Source organism: Streptomyces sp. CNQ329 (assembly GCF_000482585.1).
The window spans coordinates 294,334-320,479 of record NZ_AXVU01000001.1 but is presented as its reverse complement, the minus strand read 5'-3'; the positions used below and the strand labels follow the sequence as shown (position 1 = coordinate 320,479).

Below are 26,146 nucleotides of genomic sequence, written 5' to 3'. Positions count from 1 at the left end.
GCTAGACCTCCCCCGATAGGCCCGTCAATGGGTCGGACATGGAAAGTTCCTGAGCAACGTCACGTTCTCCGCGGACCCTTGACACACCACCGGCACCTCCTTAACTTCGTGATCTGAAACGATTCATGCTCGCGCCGTCCCCCGGAGGACCCCGTGATCAGCAGACGTTCACTCCTCGGCACCGCCACCGCCCTGGGCACCGCCGCCGCCACCGGCGCCGCGCCCGCCGCCCGCGCTGCCGCGGACGGGAGTGGTGCGGTCCGGGAGGCGGAGGTGACCCGGCCGACCGCCGAGTACGTCAGCCGGCCCCTCGGTCTGGACGTCGACCGCCCCCGGCTGAGCTGGCCGGTGGAGGCGGGCTCGCCGGGCGGCACGCAGAGCGCGTACCAGATCCGCGTGGCCACGGCCCCCGGCGGGCTGAGCGACCCGGACGTGTGGGACAGCGGCAAGGTCGCCTCCGCCGACTCCGTCCTCGTGCCGTACGGCGGGCCCGCATTGCGGCCCCGTACCCGCTACCACTGGACGGTCCGCGTCTGGGACCAGGACGGCACCGCCTCCGGCTGGAGCGAGCCCACCTGGTGGGAGACCGGGCTGCGCGGCGAGGAATGGGCCGCGACCTGGATCGCCGCGCCCGACCTGCCGGCCGACGCCCCCGACATCACCGGCGCCTCGTGGATCTGGTTCCCCGAGGGCGACCCCGCCTCCAGCGCCCCCGCCGAGACCCGCTGGTTCCGCGCCCGGCTCGACCTCCCCGAGGGCGTCACCCGGGCCCGGCTCGTCATGGCCGCCGACGACCGCCACACCACGTACGTCGACGGCACCGAGGTCGCCGCGGGCACCGCCTGGAACCGCCCCGACGTCGTGGACGTCACCGGGCCGGTCACCGCCGCCGCGGGCGCGGTCGTGATCGCCGTCTCCGCCACCAACGGCTCCGTCGGCCCGGCCGGGCTGCTCGGCGCCCTCGAACTCACCACCGCCGACGGCGTGACCACCCTCGTCACCGGCGACGGCTGGAAGTCCGCCGACGCCGAGCCGGCCGACGGCTGGACCGCGCCCGGCTTCGACGACTCCGCCTGGGCCGCCGCCAAGGTGCTCGCCCCCTGGGGTGCGGGCCCGTGGGGCGAGGTCGCCGTGCCCGTCTCCCTGCCCGCCTCCCGGCTTCGGCACGAGTTCCGGCTGCCGGCGCGGCGCGTCGCCCGCGCGCGGCTGTACGCCACGGCCCTCGGGCTGTACGAGGCGCACCTCAACGGCCGCCGCGTCGGCGAGGACGTGCTCGCGCCCGGGTGGACCGACTACCACAAGCGGGTGCAGTACCAGACGTACGACGTCACCGGTCTGCTGCGGCCCGGCGCCAACGCCATCGGCGTCGATCTGGGCGCCGGCTGGTACGCGGGCAACCTCGGCTGGTTCGGCCCGCACCACTACGGCGAACGCCCCGCGCTGCTGGCGCAGTTGGAGGTCACCTACGACGACGGCAGCGTCGAGCGCGTCCTGTCGGACACCGGCTGGCGCGGCGGCGGCAGCCCGGTCACCGCCGCGGACCTGATCGCCGGGGAGGACCACGACGCCCGGCTGGAGACCCCCGGCTGGACCGCACCCGGCTTCGACGACTCCGGCTGGCGCCCGGCCGAGGCCGCGGACTCCGGGGGCACCGCCGTCGTGGCGCAGGTCGACGCGCCGACCCGGGTGGAGAGCGAGCTGCCCGCGCGGAAGGTCACCGAGCCCTCCCCCGGGGTGTTCGTCTTCGACCTCGGCCAGAACATGGTCGGCACCGTGCGGCTGCGCGTCCGGGGCAAGGCCGGCACCGTCGTCACGCTGCGCCACGCCGAGGTCCTCAACCCCGACGGCACCGTGTACACGGCCAACCTGCGCACCGCCCGCGCCACCGACACCTACACCCTGCGCGGCGCCGCCGACGGCGAGGTCTACGAGCCGAAGTTCACCTTCCACGGCTTCCGCTACGTCGAGGTCACGGGCTACCCCGGCAGGCCGCCGAAGGACGCCGTCACCGGCCGGGTCATGCACACCGCCGCGCCGTTCACGATGGACTTCGAGACCAACGTGGAGACGCTGAACAAACTGCACTCCAACATCACCTGGGGCCAGCGCGGCAACTTCCTGTCGGTGCCCACCGACACCCCCGCGCGCGACGAACGCCTCGGCTGGACCGGCGACATCAACGTCTTCGCACCCACCGCGGCCTACACGATGGAGTCCGCGCGCTTCCTCACCAAGTGGCTGTACGACCTGCGCGACGACCAGGACGACGACGGCGCGTACCCCGATGTCGCCCCCTGGGTCGGCCCCGTCGGCAAGGGCGTCGCCGGCTGGGGCGACGCCGGCACCACGGTGCCCTGGGCGCTCTACCAGGCGTACGGCGACACGCGGGTGCTGGAGCAGTCCTGGGACTCGGTGCTGGAGTGGCTGGAGTACCTCAAGCGCAACAGCAACGGCTTTCTGCGCCCCGCCGAGGGCTACGGCGACTGGCTCAACACGCAGGACGAGACCCCCAAGGACGTCATCGGCACCGCGTACTTCGCGCACAGCGCCGACCTCGTCGCCCGCATCGCGCGTGTCCTCGGCCGCGACCCGGCCCCGTACGACACGCTCTTCGGCGCCGTACGCGAGGCGTTCACCGCCGCGTACGTCTCCGAGGGCGGCGCCCGGATCAAGGGCGACACGCAGACCGCGTACGTCCTGGCGCTCTCCATGGACCTGCTCCCCGAGGACGCCCGGGGGCCCGCCGCCGACCGTCTCGTCGCGCTGGTCGAAGCCCGCGACTGGCACCTGTCCACCGGCTTCCTCGGCACCCCCCGGCTGCTGCCCGTGCTGACCGCCACCGGCCACCACGACGTCGCCTACCGGCTGCTGCACCAGGACACGTTCCCCGGCTGGGGCTATCAGATCGCCAACGGCGCGACCACCATGTGGGAGCGCTGGGACTCCCTCAAGCCCGACGGCTCTTTCCAGGACGCGGGTATGAACTCCTTCAACCACTACGCCTACGGCTGCGTCGGCGAGTGGATGTACCGCCACATCACCGGCATCGCCCCGGCCGAGCCGGGCTTCCGCAAGCTGCTTATCCGGCCCCGCCCCGGCGGCGAGGTCGACCGGGCGCGCGGCAGGCTCAGCACGCTCTACGGCCCCGTCACCACCGACTGGCAGGTGAGCGGCGGCCGGCTGCGGCTGGACGTGACGCTCCCCTTCAACACCACCGCCGAGGTCTGGGTCCCGGCCCGGTCCGCGGCGGACGTCTCCCACGGCCGCGCCCGGTTCCTGCGGATGGAGGACGGCTGCGCCGTCTTCGCCGCGGGCGCGGGCACGCACCGCTTCGCCAACTGAACACACCCCACACGACAGCGACACCCCCGCGGAAAGGCTTCGCGATGACCGTGAAAGCGGCACTCAAGTCCCAGGCAGTCGAGACACCGTCCTGGGCGTACGGCAACTCAGGCACACGCTTCAAGGTCTTCGCGCAGCCGGGGGTGCCGCGCACGCCCCGGGAGAAGCTGGACGACGCCGCCCGGGTGCACGAGCACACCGGCGTGGCGCCGACCGTCGCACTGCACATCCCCTGGGACCGGGTGGAGGGCGCCGACGGCTACGCGGCCCTCGCGGCGTACGCGAAGGAGCGGGGGCTCAGGCTCGGCGCGATCAACGCCAACGTCTTCCAGGACGACGACTACAAACTGGGCTCGGTCACCCACCCGGACCCGGCGGTGCGGCGCAAGGCGCTGGCGCACCTGACGGAGTGCGTCGACATCATGGACGCCACCGGCTCGCGGGACCTGAAGCTCTGGTTCTCCGACGGCACCAACTACCCCGGCCAGGACGACGTGCGCGAGCGCCAGGACCGGCTGGCCGAGGCGCTCGACGCGGTGTACGCACGGCTGGGCGAGGGGCAGCGGATGCTGCTGGAGTACAAGCTCTTCGAGCCGGCGTTCTACCACATGGACGTGCCGGACTGGGGCACCGCGTACGCGCACTGCCTGCGCCTGGGCGACCGGGCGCAGGTGGTGGTGGACACCGGGCACCACGCGCCGGGCACGAACATCGAGTTCATCGTCGCGGTGCTGCTGCGGGAGGGGAAGCTCGGCGGCTTCGACTTCAACTCCCGCTTCTACGCCGACGACGACCTGATGGTCGGCGCGGCCGACCCGTTCCAGTTGTTCCGCCTGATGTACGAGGTCGTACGGGGCGGGGGCTTCGGCCCGGACGTGGCGTTCATGCTCGACCAGTGCCACAACATCGAGCCGAAGATCCCCGCGATCATCCGGTCGGTGATGAACGTCCAGGAGGCCACGGCCAAGGCGCTGCTCGTCGACCGCGAGGCGCTGGCCGCCGCGCAGCGCGAGGGCGACGTGCTGGGCGCCAACGCCGTCCTGATGGACGCCTACAACACCGACGTACGGCCGCTGCTGGCCGAAGTGCGCGAGGAGATGGGACTCGATCCGGACCCGGTGGCCGCGTACCGGCGCTCGGGGTGGGCCGAGCGCATCGTCGCGGAGCGGGTCGGCGGCACGCAGGCGGGGTGGGGCGCGTGAGCGGGGGGCCCGGCGCGTACGACCCGGTCTCCGCCCTGCTGGCGCGCGCGCACCGGCTGGGGGCGGACCCGCGCAACACCAACTACGCGGGCGGCAACGCCTCCGCGAAGGGGACCGCGACGGATCCGGTGACCGGCGGCGAGGTGGAGCTGATGTGGGTCAAGGGCTCCGGCGGCGACCTCGGCACGCTGACCGCCGCGGGCCTGGCGGTGCTGCGGCTGGACCGGCTGCGGGCGCTGACCGGCACGTACCCGGGGGTGGAGCGCGAGGACGAGATGGTGGGCGCGTTCGACTACTGCCTGCACGGCAGGGGATGGCTCCCGGGGGGAGAGGGCACCACGCCGTCGATCGACACGGCCATGCACGGGCTGGTCGGCGCCCCGCACGTCGACCACCTCCACCCCGACTCCGGCATCGCCCTGGCCTGCGCCGCGGACGGCGAGGAGCTGACCCGGCGGTGCTTCGGCGAGCGGGTGGTGTGGGTGCCGTGGCGGCGGCCCGGGTTCCAGCTCGGCCTGGACATCGCGGCCGTGTACGAGGCGCACCCCGGCGCGATCGGCGTGATCCTCGGCGGCCACGGCATCACCGCGTGGGGCGCGGACGCCGACGAGTGCGAGCGCAACTCCCTGGAGATCATCCGCACCGCCGAGCGATTCCTGGCCGAGCAGGGGCGGCCCGAGCCGTTCGGCCCGCTGGTCGAGGGTTACGGGCCGCTGCCGGACGCCGAACGCCGGGAGCGGGCCGCCGCGCTGGCGCCGGTCGTCCGCGGACTCGCCTCCACCGACCGGCCGCAGGTCGGCCACTTCACCGACACCGGTGCGGTGCTGGACTTCCTCGCCCGCGAGGCCCACCCGCGGCTGGCCGCCCTCGGTACCTCCTGCCCCGACCACTTCCTGCGCACCAAGGTCCGCCCGCTGGTCCTCGACCTGCCGCCGGACGCGCCGCTCGATGAGGCCGTCGCCCGGCTGCGGGAGCTGCACGCCGCGTACCGCGAGGACTACCGCGCCTACTACGAGCGCCACGCCGCAACGGACTCGCCGGCCATGCGCGGCGCCGACCCGGCGATCGTGCTCGTGCCCGGGGTCGGGATGTTCAGCTTCGGCAAGGACAAGCAGACGGCGCGGGTGGCGGGCGAGTTCTACGTCAACGCCGTCAACGTGATGCGCGGTGCCGAGGCCGTCTCGTCGTACGCCCCCATCCCCGAGGCGGAGAAGTTCCGCATCGAGTACTGGGAGCTGGAGGAGGCCAAGCTGCGCCGCATGCCGCCGCCGAAGCCGCTGGCGACCCGGGTGGCGCTGGTCACCGGCGCGGGCTCCGGCATCGGGCGGGCCATCGCCCGCCGGCTGTCCGCGGAGGGCGCGTGCGTCGTCGTCGCCGACCGGGACGCCGCCGGCGCCGAGGCCGTCGCCGCGGAGCTGGGCGGGCCCGACAAGGCCGTCGCGGTGCCGGTGGACGTCACCGACGAGGAGCAGATCGCGGCGGCGTTCCGGGCCGCGGCGCTCGCGTACGGCGGCGTGGACCTCGTCGTCAACAACGCCGGGATCTCGGTCTCCAAGCCGCTGGCGGAGACCACCGCGGCGGACTGGGACACCCAGCACGCCATCATGGCGCGCGGCTCGTTCCTCGTCTCCCGCGAGGCGGCGCGGGTGCTGGCCGCGCAGGGCATGGGCGGCGACATCGTCTACATCGCCTCCAAGAACGGCGTGTTCGCCGGGCCCAACAACATCGCGTACGGGGCCGCCAAGGCCGACCAGGCGCACCAGGTGCGGCTGCTGGCCGCGGAGCTGGGCGAGCTGGGCGTACGTGTCAACGGCATCAACCCCGACGGGGTCGTGCGCGGCTCCGGCATCTTCGCCGGCGGCTGGGGGGCCAAGCGGGCGGCGGTCTACGGGGTGCCGGAGGAGAAGCTGGGCGAGTTCTACGCGCAGCGGACGCTGCTGAAGCGGGAGGTGCTGCCGGAGCACGTGGCCAACGCGGTGTTCGCGCTGACGGCCGGCGAGCTGAGCCACACGACCGGGCTGCACATCCCCGTGGACGCGGGCGTGGCCGCCGCCTTCCTGCGGTGAGCGGGGCGTACGGGCCGTCGGCGGGCGGCGGCGCGGCCGGCGACGGGGGTTCGCTGCCGTTCGCGGCCGTCGACCTCGGCGCGGCCAGCGGGCGGGTGATGCTCGGCCGCGCCGGCGGCGGCGAGCTGCACCTGGAGGAGGTGCACCGGTTCCCCAACCGTCCCGTCCGGCTGGCCGGCACGCTCCACTGGGACGTCCTCGCGCTCTACGCCGGCGTGCTGGACGGCCTGCGCGCGGCGGGAAGGCGGTCGGGAGGCCGGCTCGCCGGGGTGGGCGTCGACTCCTGGGCCGTCGACTACGGGCTGCTCGACGCCTCCGGCGCGCTGATCGGCAACCCGGTGCACTACCGCGACACCCGCACCGAGGGCATGGCGGCGAAGCTGGCCGCGGTGCTGCCGCAGGACGAGCTGTACCGGGCGACGGGCCTGCAGCACCTGCCGTTCAACACCGTCTACCAGCTCCTCGCCGCCCGCGGGACCCCCGCGCTGGCCGCCGCCCGGCGACTGCTTCTCGTCCCCGACCTCCTGGCGTACTGGCTGACCGGCGAGGCCGGCACCGAGCTGACCAACGCCTCCACCACGGGGCTGATCGACCCGCGCACGGGTGCGTTCTCGCGCCGCGTCGCCGAGGCCGCGGGCGTCGATCTCGGGCTCTTCGCACCGCTGCGCCGCCCCGGTGACCCGGCGGGCGAACTGCTGCCCGCGGTGCTGGAGGAGACGGGCCTGACCGCTCCGGTGCCGGTGACGGCGGTCGGCTCCCACGACACCGCCTCGGCGGTCGTCGGCGTACCGGCGCGGGACGCGGACTTCGCGTACATCGCCACCGGTACCTGGTCGCTGGCCGGCGTGGAACTGGCCGCCCCCGTGCTCACGGAGGAAAGCCGCGCCGCCAACTTCACCAACGAGCTGGGCGTGGACGGCACCGTCCGCTACCTGCGCAACATCATGGGCCTGTGGCTGCTCCAGGAGTGCCTGCGCGCCTGGGACGCCGAGGGGTACACCTACGAGCTGGACGCCCTGCTGGCCGACGCCGCCGCGGCGCCCCCGCTGCGCTCGTACGTGGACGCCGGCGACCCGGCGTTCCTCGCGCCGGGCCGGATGCCGCAGCGGATCGCGGCGGCGTGCCGCCGGGCCGGGCGCCCGGAGCCGAGGTCGGCGGCGGAGACCGTGCGCTGCGTGCTGGACTCGCTCGCCCTGGCGCACCGCCGCGCCGTGGCCGACGCGCAGCGGCTCTCGGGCCGTACGGTGCGCGTGGTGCACGTGGTCGGCGGCGGCGCCCGCAACGGGCTGCTGTGCCGGCTCACGGCGGACGCCTGCGGGCTGCCGGTGGTCGCCGGACCGGTGGAGGCGGCGGCGCTGGGTAACCTTCTGGTCCAGGCGCGCGCGGCCGGCGCGATCGAGGGCACTCTTTCAGACCTCCGATCTCTGCTTCACAGAACGCAGCCGCTGCGGGAGTATGAACCCGACGGCGGCGGATCGGCCTGGGAGGAAGCGGAATGCGCGTTGCGCTCTTCGTGACGTGTGTCAACGACACGCTCTACCCGCACACCGGACGCGCGGTCGTGACCCTGCTGGAGCGGCTGGGGGTGACGGTCGACTTCCCGCTCGCGCAGTCCTGCTGCGGGCAGGTCCAGTTCAGCACCGGCTACCGGCGTGAGACCCAGCCGCTCGCACGCCGGTACGCGGAGGTCTTCGCCGGCTACGAGTATGTGGTGACTCCGTCCGGCTCGTGCGCGGCGATGGTCCGCGACAACTACCCCCGGCTCGGCGAGCCCGCCGCGGCGGGCGTGGCGCCGCGCACGTACGAACTGACCGAGTTCCTCACCGACGTGCTCAAGGTGACCGACGTCGGCGCGTACTACCCACATACGGTGACCTATCATCCGACCTGTCACGGGCTGCGGATGCTGAAGCTCGGTGACCGGCCGCGGCAGTTGCTGGCCCACGTGAAGGGGCTGACGCTGCGCGAGCTGGAGGGCGCCGAGGAGTGCTGCGGGTTCGGCGGCACGTTCGCGCTGAAGAACCCGGCGGTCTCGGCGGCGATGGGCGCCGACAAGGCGCGGCACGTGGAGGAGTCGGGTGCACAGGCCGTCTGCGCGGCGGACAACTCGTGCCTGATGCACATCGGCGGCACGCTGGCGCGCCGGGGCTCGACGGTGCGGCCGGTGCACATCGCGGAGATTCTGGCGAGCACGGAAGGGGACGTCCGGTGACCGAGACCCGCGCGAGCGCAGGAGCCGGCGGGGCCCGTACGTTCCTGGGCATGCCCCGTACGCGCCCGGCGGCCTTCCCGCAGGCCGCCGCGGCGGCCACCGCCGACACCACCCTGCGTGGCAACCTCACCCGCGCGACGCACACCATCCGCGGCAGGCGCGCGGCGGCCGTCGCCGAGCTCGCCGACTGGGACCGGCTGCGGGCGGCGGGCGCCGCCGTCAAGGACGACACGCTGCGCCACCTGGACCGCTATCTGGAGCAGTTGGAAGCCGCGGTGACCGCTGCGGGCGGGCACGTGCACTGGGCCGTGGACGCCGCGGAGGCCAACGCGATCGTCACCCGGCTGGTCCGGGAGGCCGGCGCCGACGAGGTCGTCAAGGTCAAGTCGATGGCCACGCAGGAGATCGGCCTGAACGAGGCACTGGCCGCGGAAGGCATCCGCGCCTACGAGACGGACCTCGCCGAGCTGATCGTGCAGCTCGGCGACGACCTGCCGTCGCACATCCTGGTCCCCGCCATCCACAAGAACCGCGGCGAGATCCGCGACATCTTCCGCGACCGCATGGGCGCCTGGGGCCGTCCCGCGCCCGCCGGGCTCGGCGACCGGCCCGCCGAACTGGCCGAGGCCGCGCGGCTGCACCTGCGGGAGAAGTTCCTCGGCGCCAAGGTCGCGGTCTCCGGCGCGAACTTCATGGTCGCCGAGACCGGCACGCTGGTGGTGCTGGAGTCCGAGGGCAACGGCCGGATGTGCCTGACACTGCCGGAGACGCTGATCTCCGTCGTGGGCATCGAGAAGGTGGTGCCGACCTGGCGGGACCTGGAGGTCTTCCTCCAACTGCTGCCCCGCTCCTCGACCGCCGAACGGATGAACCCGTACACGAGCACCTGGACCGGCCCTTCCGAGGACGACGGGCCGCGCGACTTCCACCTCGTGCTGCTCGACAACGGACGCACCGACACGCTCTCCGACCAGGTGGGACGACAGGCACTGCGGTGCATCAGGTGCTCCGCGTGTCTCAACGTCTGCCCGGTCTACGAGCGCGCGGGCGGGCACGCGTACGGCTCCGCCTACCCCGGTCCCATCGGGGCGATCCTCACCCCCCAACTGCGCGGCACCGCGAGCGCGCTGGACGCCTCGCTGCCGTACGCCTCGACCCTGTGCGGGGCGTGCTACGAGGTGTGTCCGGTCGCGATCGACATCCCCGAGGTGCTGGTGCACCTGCGCACCCGGGTCGCGGAGGGCGGCGCGTACACGGTGCGCGGCACGAAGGCCGTGATCAAGCCGGCGAAGGGACACGCCGCGGAGCGGGCGGCGATGCGCGCTGCGCGCTGGACGATGGCCCACCCGCGCGCCTACGGCGCGGTGCTGCGCTCCACGACGGGCACCCGGAGGCTGCACCCGCGCCGGCTGCCGGGCCCGGGGAAGGCGTGGTCGGCGACGCGCGACCTGCCGCCGGTGCCGGCGGAGCCGTTCCGGGCGTGGTGGCGGCGCACCCGGGGAGCGGGATCGTGAGGGATCGACAGGACCGGCAGGACGGACGGGGCGGCCACCCGGGACCGATCGTGAGGAGCACGCGGTGAGCAGCAGGGAGACGATCCTCGCACGGGTGCGGGCCGCCGTCCGCGACACCGCCGGGACACCGGAGCCGGCGGTGCCGCGCGACTATCTGCGCGTACACGGCGACCGCTCCCCCGCCGAGTCCGCTGACCTGCTCGCGGAGAACCTCGCCGACTACCGGGCCTTCGTGCACCGCACGGACACCGACGGCCTGCCGGGGCTGCTGGCGCGGCTGTTCGCCGAGCGCGGCACCCGCACGCTGCTCGTACCGGACGGGCTGCCGCCCGCCTGGACCGCGGCGGTCGGCGCCGCCGTCGTCCCCGACCGGGCGGGGAGCACGGCCCGGGACCTGGACGCGGTCGACAGCGTGCTGACCGGCTGCGCGCTGGCCATCGCCGAGACCGGCACGGTCGTGCTGGACGCCGGGCCCGGTCAGGGCCGGCGGCGCATCACGCTGATCCCGGACCACCACGTGTGCGTGGTGGCCGTCCCGGAGCAGGTGGTGGACTCGCTGCCGCAGGCCATGGAGCGGCTGGACCCGGCCCGGCCGCTGACGTGGATCTCGGGCCCCTCGGCGACCAGCGACATCGAGCTGGACCGGGTGGAGGGCGTGCACGGGCCGCGGACGCTGGAGGTCGTGCTCGCCACGGGCTGACACCCCCGGCCGTCTCCCGCCACCAGAGTTGTACACCACTGGCAACCGGCCGGGCCCCTGTTGCCCTCAACCGCCGTCGGTTAGCTTCTCCGCCATGCCGAGACCTTCCGCACCGTCCCGCCGTACGCTCCTGACGGGCACCGCCGCCGGCGCGGCCGTCCCCCTGCTCGCCGGCACCGCCCCCGCCCGCGCCGCCGGCCGCCCCGCCGAGGTGCTGACCGGCGCCGACGCCGCCGCCGCGCAGGGCTGGTCCATGCTGCGCGACCGCCGGCTGGGCATCGTCAGCAACCCGACCGGCGTCCTGCGCGACACCCGCCACGTCGTCGACTCCATGCACGCCTCCGGCACCCTGGACATCGCCGGCGTCTTCGGCCCGGAGCACGGCTTCCGCGGCAGCGCGCAGGCCGGGGAGGCCGAGCCGGAGACCATCGACCCGCGCACGGGCCTGACGGTCTACGACGCGTACGGCGCGAACGCCGCGAAGATGGCCGAGCTGTTCACCAAGGCCGGTGCGGACACGATCGTCTTCGACATCCAGGACGTCGGCGCGCGCTTCTACACGTACATCTGGACGATGTACAACGCCATGGTCGCCGCCCGCGAGACCGGCGCCGCCTTCGTCGTGCTCGACCGCCCCAACCCGATCGGCCGCCGCGCCGACGGCGCGATGATGACCCCGGAGTTCACCTCCGGCGTGGGCCTGAAGCCGATCGTCCAGCAGCACGGCATGACCGTCGGCGAGCTGGCCCGCTACTTCAACGGCGAGCTGCTGCCCGACGAGGGCGCGGGCGGCGAGGTGGAGCTGGAGGTCGTACGGGTGCGGGGCTGGGACCCGGAGTCGTACGCGCAGGACGGCGACCTGCCCTGGGTGCCGCCCTCCCCGAACATGCCGACCGCCGACACGGCGCTGGCCTACGCGGGCACCTGCTTCTTCGAAGGCACCAACCTCTCCGAGGGCCGCGGCACCACGCGCCCGTTCGAGTGGATCGGCGCGCCGTACCTGGACTACCGCTACAGCGACCGGCTCAACGCCCTTGGGCTGCCGGGGGTGGAGTTCCGCGAGGCGTACTTCGTGCCGACGTTCGGCAAGCATGTCGGTGAGACGTGCGCGGGCGTACAGGTGCACGTCACCGACCGGCGGCGCTACCAGCCCGTGCCGGCGGCGGTGGCGATGCTGGTCGAGGCCGCGCGCTACCCGGAGTTCGCCTGGCGGCAGGACAGTTGGGACCCGCAGCGGCCGTTCTGGATCGACAAGCTGTCGGGCTCGCCGCGGATGCGCACGATGATCGACGAGGGCCGGGACGTGGCCGAGGTGGTGGGCGCCTGGAAGGACGAACTGGCCGGCTTCACCCGCGGTCGCCGGCGCTACCTCCTCTACCGCTGAACGGCCGTCCGGGGCCCGCTCGCCAGCGGGTCCCGGGCCTGAAGCGTGCGGGTTAGGCTCGCCCCATGCCCGCACGCTTCAAGGATCTCGCGCTCGACGCCCGGGACCACCAGGCGCTCGCCGACTGGTGGTGCACCGCCATGGGCTACGCCCGCCGGCCGGATCCCGACGGTCCCCGGCCCTCCGCATGGCCGGTGCCCATCCACGATCCGACCGGGCGCGGCCCGCTCATCTGGGTCAACCCCGTCCCGGAGGAGAAGACGGCCAAGAACCGGATGCACATCGACGTGTGGGGGGTCCCCGAGGAGCTGGAGGCGCTGGGCGCGACGCTGCTCCGCCGGCGCGACGACGAGATCGACTGGCACGTCATGGCCGACCCCGAGGGCAACGAGTTCTGCGTCTTCGAAGAGAAGCGGCGGGTGCCGGCGGAGCTGCGCGCACGGTAGGCCGCGTCCGGCTTCTCCCCCCTGCGGGCCGCATTCTCCTGACGGCACGTCACGGCTCGTCGGATGCCCCGGCGGGCGGCCCGGGCGGGTCCGGCGGCCGGCCCGCCAGCTCGACGTCGTGGGGAACCCACTCCCGCGGCACCGCGAACACGGCGAGCGCGTCCCAGGGCTCCGTGCACTTCCGGTACGCCGTGGTGTCGGCGGGCACCGCGAACAGGCCCTGCTCCCTGGAGCTGCGCAGGCCCGCGGAGCCCGCGCTCGTGCAGCCGGTGCTCCAGGCGAAGGCGACCAGCGCCTCGGTCCCGAAGTCCCGCCCGGCGGGCCGGCCGGGGCCCTTGCCGCCCCTGGCCGCCCAGGAGAACCGCTCGGCGAAGGCAGCCAGGTCCGCCCGCGACCGCAGAACCGTACGCACCGGCTCGTACCCGTGGCCGGACTCGAAGTGCACCAGGTCCGCGCCCGGCACCGGCACCCCTAACCGCCGCTCGTCCTCGCCCAGCGCCGCCCACACCCCGCTGACCAGCAGCAGCCCGGCCGCGACCGCGCCGGCCACGGTCAGCCGCGAGCCCCGCGGCATCCGCCCGCGCGGGGTACGTCCGCCCGCGTCGCCGTCTGCCCGCCCCCGTCGCCGGTGGAGAAACACCACCCCGTCAGCTCCTCGGTCGCGCTTCGCGTCTCACCCGTCACGACCAGTGTGCCGCCGCCCGCCGGCAACGGCCCCGGGGCGGACGGCACCGGCCGGGGGAGCGGGACCTCGCCGCCGGAGGCAGGGACGGCGCTGGTCAGTAGACTGGCGGCCACATGAAGGAGGCGAGCACGGTGGCCGGTACGCGGGTGGACGGGCGGGTCGAGCGCGGCAACCAGACGCGCCGGCTCGTGCTGCGGCGGACGATGGACATCGCCTCGGTCGAAGGGCTGGAGGGCCTGTCCCTGGGCCGGATCGCGGGCGAGCTGGGGCTGAGCAAGAGCGGTGTCTTCGCGCTCTTCGGCTCCAAGGAGGAGCTGCAGCTCGCGACGGTACGGGCCGCGGGCGCGGTGTTCGCCAAGGCCGTGGTGGTGCCCGTGGAGGACCGGCCGCCGGGGGTGGGCAGGCTGCTGGCGCTCTGCGCCCACTGGCTGCGCTACTCCCGCGAGCGCGTCTTCCCCGGCGGCTGCTTCTTCTACGGCGCGGCGGCGGAGTTCGCCTCCCGCAGCGGGCCCGTGCACGACGCGGTGGCGGCGGCGCACCGCGACTGGGCGGCGTATGTGGCGCGGACGGCCGAGGAGGCCCGCGGGGCCGGCGAGCTGCGGCGGGAGACCGATCCGGCCGGGCTCGCGTTCGAGCTGATCGCCCTGCTGGAGCACGCGAACCTGCTGTCGCTGCTGCACGGCGCGCAGGACGCGTACGACCTGGCAGCCACGGCCGTCGTGGCGCGGCTGCGCGCGGTGGCGACGGACCCGGACTCAGTCCCGGACGCGCTCCCCGGCTGAGACGAACGCGAGGGCGGTGCGCACCACGTCGGGGTCCGCCAGGATCCGCCGGTGTCCGAGGCCGCTGGTGCGGTGCCGGCGCACCTGGTTGCCGTAGGCCGCCGCGGTCTTGTCCGCCTGCGCCTCCGCGACCATGCGGTCCTTCTCGTCGTGGACGAGCAGGATCGGCAGGGTGACCTCGGCCGGCCGGTAGGTGACGTCGAAGCGGCGCCACAGGTCGTGCTCGCCGGGGAACATGTCGGTCTCGATGCGCCGGCGCAGCGCGCTCTTCACCCGGGGAGCCAGGCCGAGGCCGGCGCAGAAGACGTCGACGACGTGGTCGAAGTCGGCGACGCCGGAGACGACCACCAGCCGGTCCGCCGCCGCGGCGCCGCGCAGCGCGAGGAAAGCGGCGGAACCGCCGAGGGAGTGCGCGACGACGGCCTCGAACCTGCCGTGCTCCCGGTACAGCCGGGCGATGATCTCGCGGTACTCCAGCACGGTCGTGCGGCGGCCTTCCGAGGCGCCGTGGGCGGGGGCGTCGAAGGCGACGGGCGTGTAGCCCGCGGCGCGCAGCGCGGTGATGTACGGCGCGAAGTCGGCGGCCCGCGAGCGCCAGCCGTGCACGAGCAGCACCGGCCGCTCGCCGTCGCCCCAGCAGTAGGTGACCACGTTCTTGCCGGCCACGGTGAGGCTGCCGGTGAACGCGCCCTCGAGCAGCCGGCGTTCGGCCTCCCGGAAGGAACGGTCGGCGCGCGGATAGCGGTAGAGGACGAGGGCGCCGCGGCCGGCGAGGCCCGGGAGGACGGCGGCGGTGGCGTTGAGGACCTTGCCTAGGAGCGCGGTGACGACAGGCTTCATGAGCAGAAGATAGCACGACCGTTCGCTTACTTTTTCGCGACGGTCCGCAGCCGGTGGACACGTGGCGACGCGCGCAGGACGGGCGCCGGCCCCGGCGGTCGGCCGGGGCCGGCGCGGCGGCGGGCCTTCTCAGCCGGCGCGGTAGGCGTCGAGGATCGTCTGCTCGATCGCCCGCCCTTCCGCCGCCGTGCCGCGGACCCGTACGGACACCTCCTGCCCCTTGCGTGGCCACACCCCGGGCACCAGCGCGGTCAGCTCACCGCCCCGGCCGGGGACCACCAGCGCCTCGTGCCAGCGTTTCCCGCCGTCGGTGGAGGCCCAGAAACGCACGCTGCCGTGCTCGGTCCTGATCGCGTCCTCCGGGCCCGCGGTGGACGTCAGCCGCAGGCCGACCGTGAGCGGCCGGTGCGCGGGGACACCGCCGTCGCGGGTGGTGCGGGGCGCGTAGTCGACTCCCAGCAGCCGCACCCGCTCCTGGCCCACCACCGGATCCGCCGGTCCGCGCGCCGGGAACGTCCAGCTCGTGCGCGTCTGACTGCCGATGGGCAGCGCGTCGCGGTCGGGCCGGGAGGTGTGCTCCAGCCGGTAGGTGGCGGGTTCGGGCGTGACGGGGAAGTAGCTCGTGCCGGGCCGGGCCGGGATCTCGGCGCCGTCGCGGAAGAGCCGCAGGCTCTGGTTTCCGGCGGTCGCGGTGTTCCACACCGGGCCCTGGTGCTCGCCGTCGCTCAGCGAGACGGGCAGGTCCATCTGGTCGCCGTAGTGCAGGCCGGAGATGACCGCCGGGGCCGGTGCGCCGAACCAGACCGGGTCGGCGTTCTCCCCCGGCTCGTACGGCAGCGTGGGCGCGCACAGGCGCGGAAGCGCCGGCTCGGGGCCGAGCACGCAGTGGCGCCACTTGACGCCGGGCTGTGCGGTGACCATCTCGACGCGGCGCTGCGGCACCGCGAGCGGGTACTCGAAGACGATCGCCGTCTCGATCCCGTCGGTGCGCGCCTCGCGGGTCTCGGTGTACGTGTCCTGCCGGCCGAGCAGGGAGCGGTGGTCGGCCTCGACCCGGGCCAGGCGGCGCGCCTCGGCGCGGGTGACGCGGTAGCGCGGCGGGTCGGGGATCGTCTCGCCGCGGCCGAGCACCAGCTCATACAGGTCGGCCTGCCGCCCGCGCGGCTCGCCGCCGGCCTCCAGGCGCCAGCGGGTCGCGAACGCCGCGGTGCCGTACCGGACCGGCTCGGTGGGCTGGAGGAAGACCCGGCCCTGCTCGATCTCCTCGCCGGTGGCGTAGATCCCCTCGTCGTAGCCGCCGGTGCCGGCGGCATCGTGGCGGGCGTAGTGGACCGAGGCGTGCCGCACCTTCGTGTCGGCGCCCTCGACGGTCGCGGGACGCAGCGGCAGCGCCTTGCGCGCGTCGATGGTGTACGCCGTGTCGGCGTCGACCATGACCTCGGGCGACCCGGCGAAGGCGACGGTGGCGGGTTCACCGTCCGTGGCGGGGGTCTCGACCTTGGCCAGCATCGACAGCGGCCCGGGGAGCATGCGGGCGGTGGCGCGGCCGTTCTCGTCGAGGTGAACGGTCCGGAAGCCGCCGCCGGTCTCGGGGTAGACCTCCTCCATGTTGAGCACCCACAGGCTGCCGCCCGCCCAGGGCCGGCCGTTGCGGTCCAGGACCGTCAGGTCCACGTCGTGGCGGGGCGGCTCGCGGTAGAAGCTGAGCGGCAGGGTGACGGTGTCGTGCCCGCTCTCGGCGAGGACGACGGCGCCGGAGTAGACGCCGGGCGCGACGTCCTCGGGGGTCAGCGTCACCGTCACCTGTTCGGTGGCGCCGGGCGCGACGGTCACGGCGGCGGGGGTGACGGTCACCGCGTCGTCGGCGAGGGGCGCACCGGCGCGCTCGGTGGCCAGGTCGGTGAGGGAGATCGCGCGGGGCTCGGTGCCGTTGTTGGTCAGGGTCAGTTCGACGGACGCCGGGCGTCCGCCCGCGGGGTGGCGCAGGTAGCCGAAGTCGACGTTGCCGCGGTTGAGTTGCAGCGTCTCGTTCGCGGCGCCGGGCAGGTCGAGGACGCCGGCGCCGGCGACGTGCGGCCTGGGCTCGGCGGCGTCGCCGTCCGCGGTGGTCATGAGAGCGGTCTTCAGCCGCCGCCAGTCCCAGTCGGGGTGCTTCTGCAGCAGCAGCGCCGCGGCCCCCGCGACGTGCGGGGTGGCCTGCGAGGTGCCGTCCATCTGCGTGTACGGGTCGGCCGTGCCGCCGCCGGCGCGGGCGCCGGTGACGGCGACACCGGGGGCGGTCAGGTCCGGCTTGGCGAGGAAAGCGCCGGTCGTCGGCCCGACGCTGGTGAACCGGGGCGCACGGCCGTCGGCGTCCACGGCCCCCACGGTCAGCGCGCTCTCGGCGACGCCGGGGCTGCCTATGGTGCCGGAGTACGGACCGGAGTTGCCCGCGGCGACCACGAAGAGGGTGCCGGTGTCGGCGGCCAGGGCGTCGAGCGCGCGGGCCACGGGGTCGTTCCCGGGATCCTCGGGCGCGGTGCCGCCGAGACTGAGGTTGACGACGTCCGCCCCCTGCTCGGTGGCCCATTGCATGCCGGCGATGACCCAGGACGCCCGGCCCTGGCCCTCCCCGTCGAGGACCCGGCCGGACAGCAGCCGGGCGTCGTACGCGACGCCCTTGCGGGCGCCGCCGGACGCGGCGCCGCTGCCCGCGACGAGGGAGGCGACGTGGGTGCCGTGGCCGTTGCGGTCCTCGGTGGTGCCCTCCCCGGTGAAGTCGGCGGCGTCGGCGACCTTGCCGCGCAGGTCGGGGTGGTCGGCGTCGACACCGGAGTCGAGCACGGCGACGTCCACGCCGGCGCCGCTCAGCCCGGCGTCCCACACCTCGGGGGCGCCGATCTGGCCCAGGTTGCCGTCGAGTTCGGCGGCCTCCAGACGGCGGTCCAGCCACACCTTGCGCACCCCGGCAGCGGCGGGGCCCGCCGGGCGGGCGAGCGTCGCGGCGAACGTGCCGGCGGTCTTCTTGGGGAGACCGACGGCGACGGCGTCGATGGCCGGCAGCGGCAGGGCGCCGTCGCGGGCCGCCTCACCGGCCGCGGCCAGCGGCCGGGGGCCCTGCACGATCACCGGCAGCGTCCCGGTGACGGCGTCGTCGTAGCCCATCTCGACGAGGGCGGTGACGTTGAAGAGTTCGAGGTCGAGCACCTCGGGCACGAGCCCGGCGGCGTCGTCGGGGACGACGTAGACGTCCTCGCCGTCGCGCAGGGTGGTGAAGGAGCGGGTCCCTGCGGCGCCGGACCGGGGCGTGACGGAGACGGCCGGCGGGCCGTCCGCCGCGTCCGCGGCGGTGGGGCCGAGGGTGACCTCGTCGCCGGTGACGAGGGTGACCGTGGCGGAGGCGGAGGAGCCGGCGGCGCCCGCGGGCGGCGCGGCGAGGGGCGGAGGCCCGGCCGCGGCCGGCGTCGCCGACAGGGCCGGGAGGGTCAGCCCGCCGAGGAGGAGGGCTGTCACGGCGGTTCGGACGTGCTGAGGAAGCCGTCGGGAGTACATGATCCGGTCTTACCGTGGGCGGCCCGCACGGCGGAACGAATCTTCGTGGCGTCTTGTCGCCACGTCTACAAGTGGCCACCATGGCGGGATGCTCGAGGCCCTGGGGATACCGCCGTACGCCGAGTCCGTCTACCGCGCGCTGCTGGCCGCGCCCGGCCGTACCGTCGCCCAGGTCGCCGGGGAGCTGGGCCGCTCCGAGCGCGCCACCCGGCGCAGCGTGACGGAGCTGGAGGAGATGGGCCTGGTCAGCCGGCTGCCCGGGCGCCCGGTACGGCTGCTGGCCACCCGCCCGGACACCGCGGTCGACCTGCTCGTCGCGCGGCGCCGCCGGGAGCTGGGTGAACTCCAGCGCAACGCACGGGCGCTGGCGGCGACGCTCAGCGCTGGCCGGCAGCCGGACGAGCTGCTGGAGATCCTCACCGGCAGGCAGGCCATCGCGGAGCGCTTCGGCCAGCTCGTCCGCGGCTGCGAGCGGGAGTTGCTGGTCTTCGACCGGCCGCCGTACGCCGCCGACGCGACGCCCTCGGAGGAAGGCGTGACGGCGCGGCTGCACGAGCAGGTGGTGGTACGCGGCATCTACGCGCCGGAGTCGCTGGAGTATCCCGGCGCCCTGGCGGCGGCCCGGCGGGCGGCGGCCAACGGCGAGCTGTCGCGGGTCCATCCGCAGGTGCCGATGAAGCTGGCGGTCGCGGACCGGGCGGTGGCGCTGCTGCCGATCGCCCTCGACGACCAGGTGGACAGCGCGCTGGTGATCCGTCCGTGCGCGCTGCTGGACGCGCTCGTCGGCCTCTTCGAGCTGCTGTGGCAGCAGGCCGCGCCGCTGCTGCCCCAGCACGCGCAGGACCGGCCGTCGTGCTCGGACCTGGGGCTGCTGACGCTGCTGGCGGCGGGGGTCAAGGACGAGGCCATCGCCCGGCAGTTGGGCGTGAGCCCGCGTACGGTCACCCGGCGGGTGGCGGAGCTGCTGGACGACCTGGGCGCCCGTACCCGCTTCCAGGCGGGAATCCTGGCGCAGCGGCGCGGCTGGCTTCCGGAGCCCTCACCGCCCGGCCGGGGGGAGTGATTACCGCGGGCACCGTCCGCCCGCGGATCGCGTGTCACGGCGTGGGGCCGCCCGCGGGGCGCAGCGGGCGGCCCAGGCGGACCGGGACGCCCGGCGAGTACAGGACGCTGACCGGGGCGCCGGCGGGCGCGGGCAGGCCCGCCGCCGCGATCAGGTTCTCCTCACACCGGATCAGCTCCGCGCGGTGCAGCGGCCAGCGGGGATGGTCGTTGGGCAGGTAGCGCGTCCTGCCGAGGAAGGCGGTGTGCAGTCCCCAGCGCGCGGTGAGGAAGTGCTCCAGCGCGCTCGGCTCCTCGATGCGCTCACCCGTGCGCACCGTCAGGCGGCTGGACGCGCCACGCGGTCCCGGCCGGCGGCGGTGGCTGGTGTAGTCGACGGTGTCGCCGTCCCGGCGTACGGCCATCCGCGACCACACGTACGGCAGCCCGAAGCCCAGTCGGCCCATGACCACGGGTACCAGCCGGGCGGCGTCCAGCGAGCGGAACACGACGCCGCGCCGCCCCTGCGCGTCGACCGAGTACAGGCGCACGTTGGTCTCGGGGAAGGAGCCGAGATACGGCACCGCGGGCAGCCGGAGCCACCCGACGCGGTGCATCCGGAACGCGATGAGCCCGACGTACGCGAGACCCTCGTGGGTGTCCGGCACCGTCCCGCGGGGCAGCAGCCGCGCCACGGCGTCCGGTTCGACGGCCCAGTGCAGGAAGGTCAGATCGAGCCACTGCTGGGTGAGCAGCGGGAAGCGCACCGGCTGCGGGGCATCGGGCGTGACGGGCGCGGGTGTGTGCACCATGCCAGGATGGCAGTGTCCGCGGCGGTGCCGTCACCGGGGCGGTCAGCCGAGTCGCCGGGCGAACGACTCGTACGACCGGTCGTCGAAGAGCACGAAGCGCACCTGCCGGGCCCGGCGGCGTACGGCAGGTCAGACGGCCACCGACGCCCCCTCCGCGACGGCGGCGCCGGCCGGGACGTCCGTGTCGTGGTCCCGGCGTACCAGCGCCGCGTACCGGCCGCCGGCGGCCATCAGCTCCTCGTGCGTGCCGAGTTCGGCGATCCGGCCGTCGTGCAGGACGGCGATCTGGTCGGCGTCGCGGATCGTGGAGAGCCGGTGCGCGATGGTGAGGGTCGTCCGGCCCTCGGCCAGGGCGTCGACCGCCTCCTGCACCGCGCGCTCGGTGCGGGTGTCCAGGGCGCTGGTGGCCTCGTCGAGGATGAGCACCGGCGGGTCGCGCAGGATGGTGCGGGCGAGGGCCAGGCGCTGCTTCTCGCCGCCGGAGAAGCGGTAGCCGCGCTCGCCGACGAGGGTGTCGTAGCCGTCGGGCAGGGCGGCGATGTGGTCGTGGATCTGCGCGGCCCGGGCGGCGGCCTCGATCTCGGCGTCGGTGGCGTCCGGGCGGGCGAAGCGCAGGTTGTCGGCGACGGAGGCGTGGAAGAGGTACGTCTCCTGGGCGACCACGCCGACCGCGCGGGCGAGCGAGTCGAAGTCGAGGTCGCGCACGTCGGTGCCGTCGATGGTGACCCGGCCGCCGGTGACGTCGTACAGCCGCGGCACCAGGTAGCCCAGGGTGGACTTGCCGGCGCCGGTGGGGCCGACGATGGCCAGGCTGCTTCCCGCGGGCACGGTGAGGGTGACGTCGCGCAGCGTCGGCTGCCCCGGCTCGTAGGCGAAGTCGACGTTCTCGAAGCGCACGTCCCCGCGGGGCCTGGCCAGCCGCACGGGCCGCTCGGGCTCGGCGATGTCGACGGGCAGGTCGAGGTATTCGAAGATGCGCTGGAAGAGGGCGAGCGAGGTCTGCATCTGCACACCGGTGGAGAGCAGGCTGACGGTGGGCCGGAAGAGGCCCTGCTGCAGCGAGACGAAGGCCACGACGGTGCCGATGGACACGGCCTGCCCGGTGGTGCCGGAGGCCAGGCCGGCGGTCCAGTAGATGACCGCGGGCATGGCGGCCATGACCACGCCGATGGTGGCCATCCGCCAGCGGCCGGCCATGTTGGCCCGTACCTCCAGGTCCACCAGACTCTCCGACTCGTCGGCGAAGCCGCGGGTGAGGCTGTCGGAGCGCCCCATGGTGCGGCCGAGCATGATGCCGCTGACCGACAGCGACTCCGTCACGCCGGCGGCCATGGCGGCCATCTGCTTCTGCCGCTGCGAGGTGATCTTCTTGCGCTCACGGCCGACGCGGCGGGCGATCCAGACGAAGAGGGGCAGCAGGAGCAGCGAGACGACGGTCAGCCGCCAGTCGAGCGCGAGCATGGCGACGACGGTGGCGATGACGCTGGTGAGGTTGGAGACCAGCGAGGTGGCCGTGGTGGTGACGGTGGCCTGCATGCCGCCGATGTCGTTGGCGATGCGGGACTGCACCTCGCCGGTGCGGGTGCGGGTGAAGAACGCCAGCGGCATGCGCTGCAACTGGGCGTAGACGGCGGTGCGCAGGTCGTGCATGACGCGCTGGCCGACGGTGGTGGAGATGAGGGTCTGGAGGACGCCGAAGACGCCGCCCAGCACGGCGACGCCGACCATGCCGAGCGCGAGCAGCGTCAGCAGGCCGGTGCGGCCCTGTGGCAGCGCGGTGTCGACGACCTCCCGGAGCAGGAAGGGCGAGGCGACCGAGACCAGCGAGGACGCGGCCACCAGCAGCCCGACCACGGCGAGGCGGCCGCGGTACGGGCGGAAGAGCGCGAGGATCCGGCGCACCTGGGCGGGCTGCTCCGGATCGGGTGACGGGGGTGTCCACCCGTCGAGCGGATCGTGCGGCATGAGCCTCCTAGCAGAATGAGACGACTATGAGAGCGTAGCTCATTGTTACCTATATACACAATGAATATCGTCCTGCTACCCTCGGAGCGTGTCCCCGTCGCCGCCGCCCCCCGCAGACGTGACCGGCCAGTTGGCGGAGCAGCTCCTGCTCCTCACCCGCCGCATCCACCACGCGCAGAAGCACCACTTCAAGCCGCTGGGCATCACGCCCGCCCAGTCCCGGCTGCTGCGCACCCTGGAGCGCCACGAGGAGCCGCCGCGGATGGCGGACCTCGCCGAGCACCTCGGCGTCGTCCCCCGCGCGGTCACCACGCACGTGGACGCGCTGGAGGCGGGCGGGCTGGTCCGGCGCGTACCCGACCCGGCCAACCGGCGCGTGATCCGTATCGAGACCACCGAAGCCGGGCGTACGGCGCTCGCCGAGCTGCACCGGGCGCGGCTCGCCGCCGCCGCGGACGTGCTGGAGCCGCTGTCCGAAGAGCAGCGTGAAAAACTGCTGGGGCTCATCGCCCCCCTGGTCGACACGCACGGCCACCCCTCCTGAGGAGTCCGTTCCATGCCGCTGCTCCAGCCCAAGCCCTCGGCCCTGCGCCCCGGCCGGGGTGCGGCCGCCGCGCCGGACCGGGTCGCCGACGAGCTCGCGGCGGGCACCCCGGAGCCGCTGCGCGGGGAGCTGACGGCGCTGCTCGGCGCGGAGAAGGTGCTGACGAGCGCCTCGGACCTGGTGCGGTACGCCTCGGACGCCAGCCCGTACCGGTTCGTGCCGCGGGCCGTGGCCGTCGCCGAGACGGTGGCGGACGTCTCGGCGCTCTTCCGGTTCGCCCGCGAGCGCGGCCGGAAGCTGGTCTTCCGGGCGGCGGGCACGTCGCTGAACGGCCAGGCGCAGGGCGAGGACGTCCTCGTCGACGTCCGCAGGCACTGGGCGGGCGTCGAGGTGCTCGACGACGCCGGGACGCGCGCCCGCGTCGGCCCCGGCACCACCGTCGTACGGGCCAACGCCACCCTCGCCCGGTACGGCCGCGTCCTCGGCCCCGACCCGGCCAGCGCCATCGCCTGCACCCTCGGCGGCGTGGTCGCCAACAACGCCTCGGGCATGACCGCCGGCACGACGCGCAACTCCTACCGCACGCTGGCCTCCCTGACCTTCGTGCTGCCCTCCGGCACCGTCGTGGACACCGCCGCGCCCGACGCCGACGAGCGGCTGGCCGCTGCCGAGCCGGAGCTGTGCCGCGGGCTGCTCGCGCTCAAGGCGGAGATCGAGGCGGACGCGGAGCTGACGGCCCGGATCCGCGCCAAGTACGAGATCAAGAACACCAACGGCTACCGGCTGGACGCCTTCCTCGACGGCGCCACCCCCGTGGCGATCCTGCGCGGGCTGATGGTCGGCTCCGAGGGCACGCTCGGGTTCATCGCCGACACCGTCTTCGACACCCTGCCGCTGGACCGGCACACCTCCACCGCGCTGCTGTTCTTCCCCACCCTGCAGGCCGCCGCGGCGGCGGTGCCGGCGTGGGGCGCAGCCGGGGCGACGGCCGTGGAGCTGATGGACGGCAACACGCTGCGCGCGTCGGTCAGCGTCGCCGGCGTGCCCGCCGACTGGGCGGAGCTGCCGAAGGAGACCGCGGCGCTGCTGGTGGAGTTCCGGGCGCCGGACGAGGCGGCGCGGGAGGCGTACGAGGCGGCGGCGGCCGGGGTGCTGGCAGGACTCGACCTGGTGGCGCCGGTCGGGTCCGTCGCGGCCACCGGCAACGTCTTCACCCGCGACCCGGGCCTGATCGCCGGCTACTGGAAGGCCCGTAAGGCGTTCGTCACCGCCGTCGGCGGCTCCCGACCGGCCGGGACGACCCTCATCACCGAGGACTTCGCCGTCCCGCCCTCCCGGCTCGCCGAAGCCTGTGAGGCGCTGCTCGGACTTCAGGCGCGGCACGGCTTCGACGCCGCCGTCGCCGGCCACGCCGCCCACGGCAACCTGCACTTCCTGCTCGCCTTCGACGCCGCCGAGCCCGCCGACGTCGAGCGGTACGCGGCCTTCATGGACGACTTCTGCCGGCTGACCGTCGAGCGCTTCGACGGCTCGCTCAAGGCCGAGCACGCCACCGGCCGCAACATCGCCCCCTTCCTGGCGCTGGAGTGGGGCGAGCGGGCCACCGGGCTGATGTGGCGGATCAAGGAGCTGATCGACCCGCACGGCATCCTCGCCCCGCGGGTCCTGCTCGACCGCGACCCGGAGGCGCATCTGCGCGGGCTCAAGACCATCCCCCGGATCGAGGACATAGCCGACCCGTGCATCGAGTGCGGCTTCTGCGAACCCACCTGCCCCAGCCGCGACCTGACCACCACCCCGCGCCAGCGGATCGCGCTGCGCCGGGAGATGCTGCGCCAGCCGGCGGACGCGCCGGTCACCGGCAGCCTGCTCCAGGCGTACGGGTACGACGCCGTGGACACCTGCGCCGGCGACTCGACCTGCGCCCTGGACTGCCCCGTCGGCATCGACACCGGGCAGATGATGAAGGACTTCCGGCACGCGCGGCACTCCGCCCGCGAGGAGCGCGCCGCCACCGGCACCGCCCGCCGCTTCCGCCGGGTCGAACGCGCCGCCCGGCTGGCCGTCGCCGTGGCGCACCGGCTCGGCGACCGGGTGCCGGGCGCCGCGACCCGGCTCGCCCGCCGGGCGGTGCGCCCCGACCTCGTACCCGAGTGGCTGCCGGAGATCCCCGGTCCGGCCGCCCGCCGGCTGCCCGGCACCGTCCGGGAGGGCGCCGCCGCCGTCTACTTCCCGGCGTGCGTCAACCGCATCTTCGGCGGCCCCGACGACGCGCGCGGACCGAACCTGGCCCAGGCGCTCGTCGCCGTCTCGGCCCGCGCCGGGCGGCCCGTGTGGATCCCGGACGACGTCACCGGCACCTGCTGCGCCACCATCTGGCACTCCAAGGGCTACGACGAGGGCACCCGGCTGATGGCCAACCGCATCGTCGAGGCCGCCTGGCGGTGGACGGACGGCGCCCGGCTCCCGGTCGTCGTCGACGCCTCGTCCTGCACGCTGGGCCTCGCCCGGGAGGTGGTGCCGTATCTGACGGAGGCCGGCCGCAAGCTGCACGACCGGCTCACCGTCGTGGACTCGCTCGACTGGGCCGCCGGCGAACTGCTGCCCCACCTGACGGTCGAGCGCCGGGTGTCCTCCGCGGTGGTCCACCCGACCTGCTCGATGCGCCACCTGGGCAACGCCGGCCGGCTCACCGCGCTGGCCGAAGCGGTGGCGGAGGAGGTCGTCGTGCCGGACGACGCGGGCTGCTGCGCCTTCGCCGGCGACCGCGGCATGCTGCACAAGGAACTGACCGCCTCCGCGACCGTTCGCGAGGCCGCCGAGGTCACCGCCCGCGACTACGACGCGCACCTGTCGGCGAACCGGATGTGCGAGATCGGCATGGACCGGGCGACCGGGCGCTCGTACCGTTCCGTACTGCTGGAACTGGAGCGCGCCACCCGCCCGGCGGACGTCCGGGGCGTCGCGGACAAGTCCATCCGGCCCGGGCGGTAAGTCCAAGTCCTCAGTGGTGCAGACCTCTTGTCGGCGCGCGCGGGTCCGGCGAGGGTGGCGGCGAACCTGACGCACACCATCCGGAG

18 protein-coding genes are annotated in these 26,146 nt (G+C 74.6%); 13 read left to right on the top strand and 5 right to left on the bottom strand.

The genetic code is table 11. From position 1 onward, the window contains the following. The first annotated feature begins 153 nt into the window (after positions 1-153). The 9 genes from I003_RS0101400 (at position 154) to I003_RS0101360 (ending at position 12,866) form a co-directional block, all read left to right on the top strand. On the top strand, positions 154-3,342 hold the full coding sequence (locus I003_RS0101400; protein ID WP_027769840.1) for an alpha-L-rhamnosidase: 3,189 nt from the start codon (positions 154-156) through the stop codon (positions 3,340-3,342). A gap of 44 nt (positions 3,343-3,386) precedes the next feature. Beyond that, the gene (gene rhaI, locus I003_RS0101395; protein WP_027769839.1) at positions 3,387-4,544 is read left to right on the top strand and encodes an L-rhamnose isomerase; all 1,158 of its coding nucleotides are present in this window, start codon (positions 3,387-3,389) and stop codon (positions 4,542-4,544) included. Further along, positions 4,532-6,610, top strand: coding sequence for a bifunctional rhamnulose-1-phosphate aldolase/short-chain dehydrogenase (locus I003_RS0101390; protein ID WP_051368049.1), 2,079 nt, complete (start codon positions 4,532-4,534; stop codon positions 6,608-6,610). The genes rhaI and I003_RS0101390 overlap by 13 nt, the downstream gene beginning before the upstream one ends. Beyond that, positions 6,607-8,127, top strand: a complete 1,521-nt coding sequence (locus I003_RS0101385; RefSeq protein WP_027769837.1) for a rhamnulokinase — start codon at positions 6,607-6,609, stop codon at positions 8,125-8,127. Before I003_RS0101390 ends, I003_RS0101385 begins: the two co-directional genes overlap by 4 nt. Then, a complete protein-coding gene (locus tag I003_RS0101380) occupies positions 8,106-8,822 on the top strand; it encodes a (Fe-S)-binding protein (protein ID WP_027769836.1) in 717 nt (238 codons plus the stop codon). Before I003_RS0101385 ends, I003_RS0101380 begins: the two co-directional genes overlap by 22 nt. A gap of 50 nt (positions 8,823-8,872) precedes the next feature. Next, the gene (locus I003_RS0101375) at positions 8,873-10,336 is read left to right on the top strand and encodes a lactate utilization protein B (protein WP_051368060.1); all 1,464 of its coding nucleotides are present in this window, start codon (positions 8,873-8,875) and stop codon (positions 10,334-10,336) included. A gap of 64 nt (positions 10,337-10,400) precedes the next feature. Beyond that, positions 10,401-11,036, top strand: coding sequence for a LutC/YkgG family protein (locus I003_RS0101370; RefSeq protein WP_027769834.1), 636 nt, complete (start codon positions 10,401-10,403; stop codon positions 11,034-11,036). Positions 11,037-11,130: 94 nt separating this feature from the next. Further along, a complete protein-coding gene (locus tag I003_RS0101365; protein WP_027769833.1) occupies positions 11,131-12,420 on the top strand; it encodes a DUF1343 domain-containing protein in 1,290 nt (429 codons plus the stop codon). A gap of 65 nt (positions 12,421-12,485) precedes the next feature. Next, the gene (locus tag I003_RS0101360) at positions 12,486-12,866 is read left to right on the top strand and encodes a glyoxalase/bleomycin resistance/extradiol dioxygenase family protein (protein ID WP_027769832.1); all 381 of its coding nucleotides are present in this window, start codon (positions 12,486-12,488) and stop codon (positions 12,864-12,866) included. Between the two features lie 49 nt (positions 12,867-12,915). Here the strand turns inward: I003_RS0101360 and I003_RS31300 are convergent, their stop codons facing one another. After that, on the bottom strand, positions 12,916-13,509 hold the full coding sequence (locus tag I003_RS31300) for a hypothetical protein (protein ID WP_486584044.1): 594 nt from the start codon (positions 13,507-13,509) through the stop codon (positions 12,916-12,918). Positions 13,510-13,682: 173 nt separating this feature from the next. Between I003_RS31300 and I003_RS0101350 the strand changes: the two genes are divergently transcribed. Then, positions 13,683-14,333, top strand: coding sequence for a TetR/AcrR family transcriptional regulator (locus I003_RS0101350; RefSeq protein WP_027769830.1), 651 nt, complete (start codon positions 13,683-13,685; stop codon positions 14,331-14,333). On the opposite strand, the gene I003_RS0101345 is transcribed toward I003_RS0101350, so the two are convergent. After that, positions 14,307-15,173: an alpha/beta fold hydrolase gene (locus tag I003_RS0101345; RefSeq protein ID WP_027769829.1), complete on the bottom strand. Its 867-nt coding sequence runs from the start codon at positions 15,171-15,173 to the stop codon at positions 14,307-14,309. The genes I003_RS0101350 and I003_RS0101345 overlap by 27 nt on opposite strands. A 129-nt stretch (positions 15,174-15,302) precedes the next feature. Continuing rightward, a complete protein-coding gene (locus I003_RS0101340) occupies positions 15,303-18,665 on the bottom strand; it encodes a S8 family peptidase (protein ID WP_486584043.1) in 3,363 nt (1,120 codons plus the stop codon). A 127-nt stretch (positions 18,666-18,792) separates the two neighbouring features. Here I003_RS0101340 and I003_RS0101335 point away from each other — a divergent pair, with 127 nt between their 5' ends. Beyond that, entirely contained in the window at positions 18,793-19,767 is a 975-nt protein-coding gene (locus tag I003_RS0101335; RefSeq protein WP_027769827.1) for a helix-turn-helix domain-containing protein, read from the top strand. A gap of 34 nt (positions 19,768-19,801) precedes the next feature. Here the strand turns inward: I003_RS0101335 and I003_RS0101330 are convergent, their stop codons facing one another. After that, positions 19,802-20,557, bottom strand: coding sequence for a YqjF family protein (locus I003_RS0101330; protein ID WP_037719799.1), 756 nt, complete (start codon positions 20,555-20,557; stop codon positions 19,802-19,804). Between the two features lie 129 nt (positions 20,558-20,686). Next, positions 20,687-22,522, bottom strand: coding sequence for an ABC transporter ATP-binding protein (locus I003_RS0101325; protein ID WP_027769825.1), 1,836 nt, complete (start codon positions 22,520-22,522; stop codon positions 20,687-20,689). Between the two features lie 88 nt (positions 22,523-22,610). On the opposite strand from I003_RS0101325, the gene I003_RS0101320 reads away from it, so the two are divergent. Both I003_RS0101320 and I003_RS0101315 read left to right on the top strand, forming a co-directional pair. Continuing rightward, the gene (locus I003_RS0101320; protein ID WP_037719797.1) at positions 22,611-23,066 is read left to right on the top strand and encodes a MarR family transcriptional regulator; all 456 of its coding nucleotides are present in this window, start codon (positions 22,611-22,613) and stop codon (positions 23,064-23,066) included. A gap of 12 nt (positions 23,067-23,078) precedes the next feature. After that, positions 23,079-26,060, top strand: coding sequence for an FAD-binding and (Fe-S)-binding domain-containing protein (locus tag I003_RS0101315; RefSeq protein ID WP_027769823.1), 2,982 nt, complete (start codon positions 23,079-23,081; stop codon positions 26,058-26,060). Positions 26,061-26,146: the final 86 nt, after the last annotated feature.

Coding starts and splice junctions, on each gene's coding strand:
- I003_RS0101365 (WP_027769833.1), top strand. CDS start 11,131: ATGCCGAGACCTTCCGCACCGTCCCGCCGTACGCTCCTGACGGGCACC.
- I003_RS0101375 (WP_051368060.1), top strand. CDS start 8,873: ATGCCCCGTACGCGCCCGGCGGCCTTCCCGCAGGCCGCCGCGGCGGCC.
- I003_RS0101335 (WP_027769827.1), top strand. CDS start 18,793: ATGCTCGAGGCCCTGGGGATACCGCCGTACGCCGAGTCCGTCTACCGC.
- I003_RS0101360 (WP_027769832.1), top strand. CDS start 12,486: ATGCCCGCACGCTTCAAGGATCTCGCGCTCGACGCCCGGGACCACCAG.
- I003_RS0101325 (WP_027769825.1), bottom strand. CDS start 22,522: ATGCCGCACGATCCGCTCGACGGGTGGACACCCCCGTCACCCGATCCG.
- I003_RS0101380 (WP_027769836.1), top strand. CDS start 8,106: ATGCGCGTTGCGCTCTTCGTGACGTGTGTCAACGACACGCTCTACCCG.
- I003_RS0101330 (WP_037719799.1), bottom strand. CDS start 20,557: ATGGTGCACACACCCGCGCCCGTCACGCCCGATGCCCCGCAGCCGGTG.
- rhaI (WP_027769839.1), top strand. CDS start 3,387: ATGACCGTGAAAGCGGCACTCAAGTCCCAGGCAGTCGAGACACCGTCC.
- I003_RS0101315 (WP_027769823.1), top strand. CDS start 23,079: ATGCCGCTGCTCCAGCCCAAGCCCTCGGCCCTGCGCCCCGGCCGGGGT.
- I003_RS0101345 (WP_027769829.1), bottom strand. CDS start 15,173: ATGAAGCCTGTCGTCACCGCGCTCCTAGGCAAGGTCCTCAACGCCACC.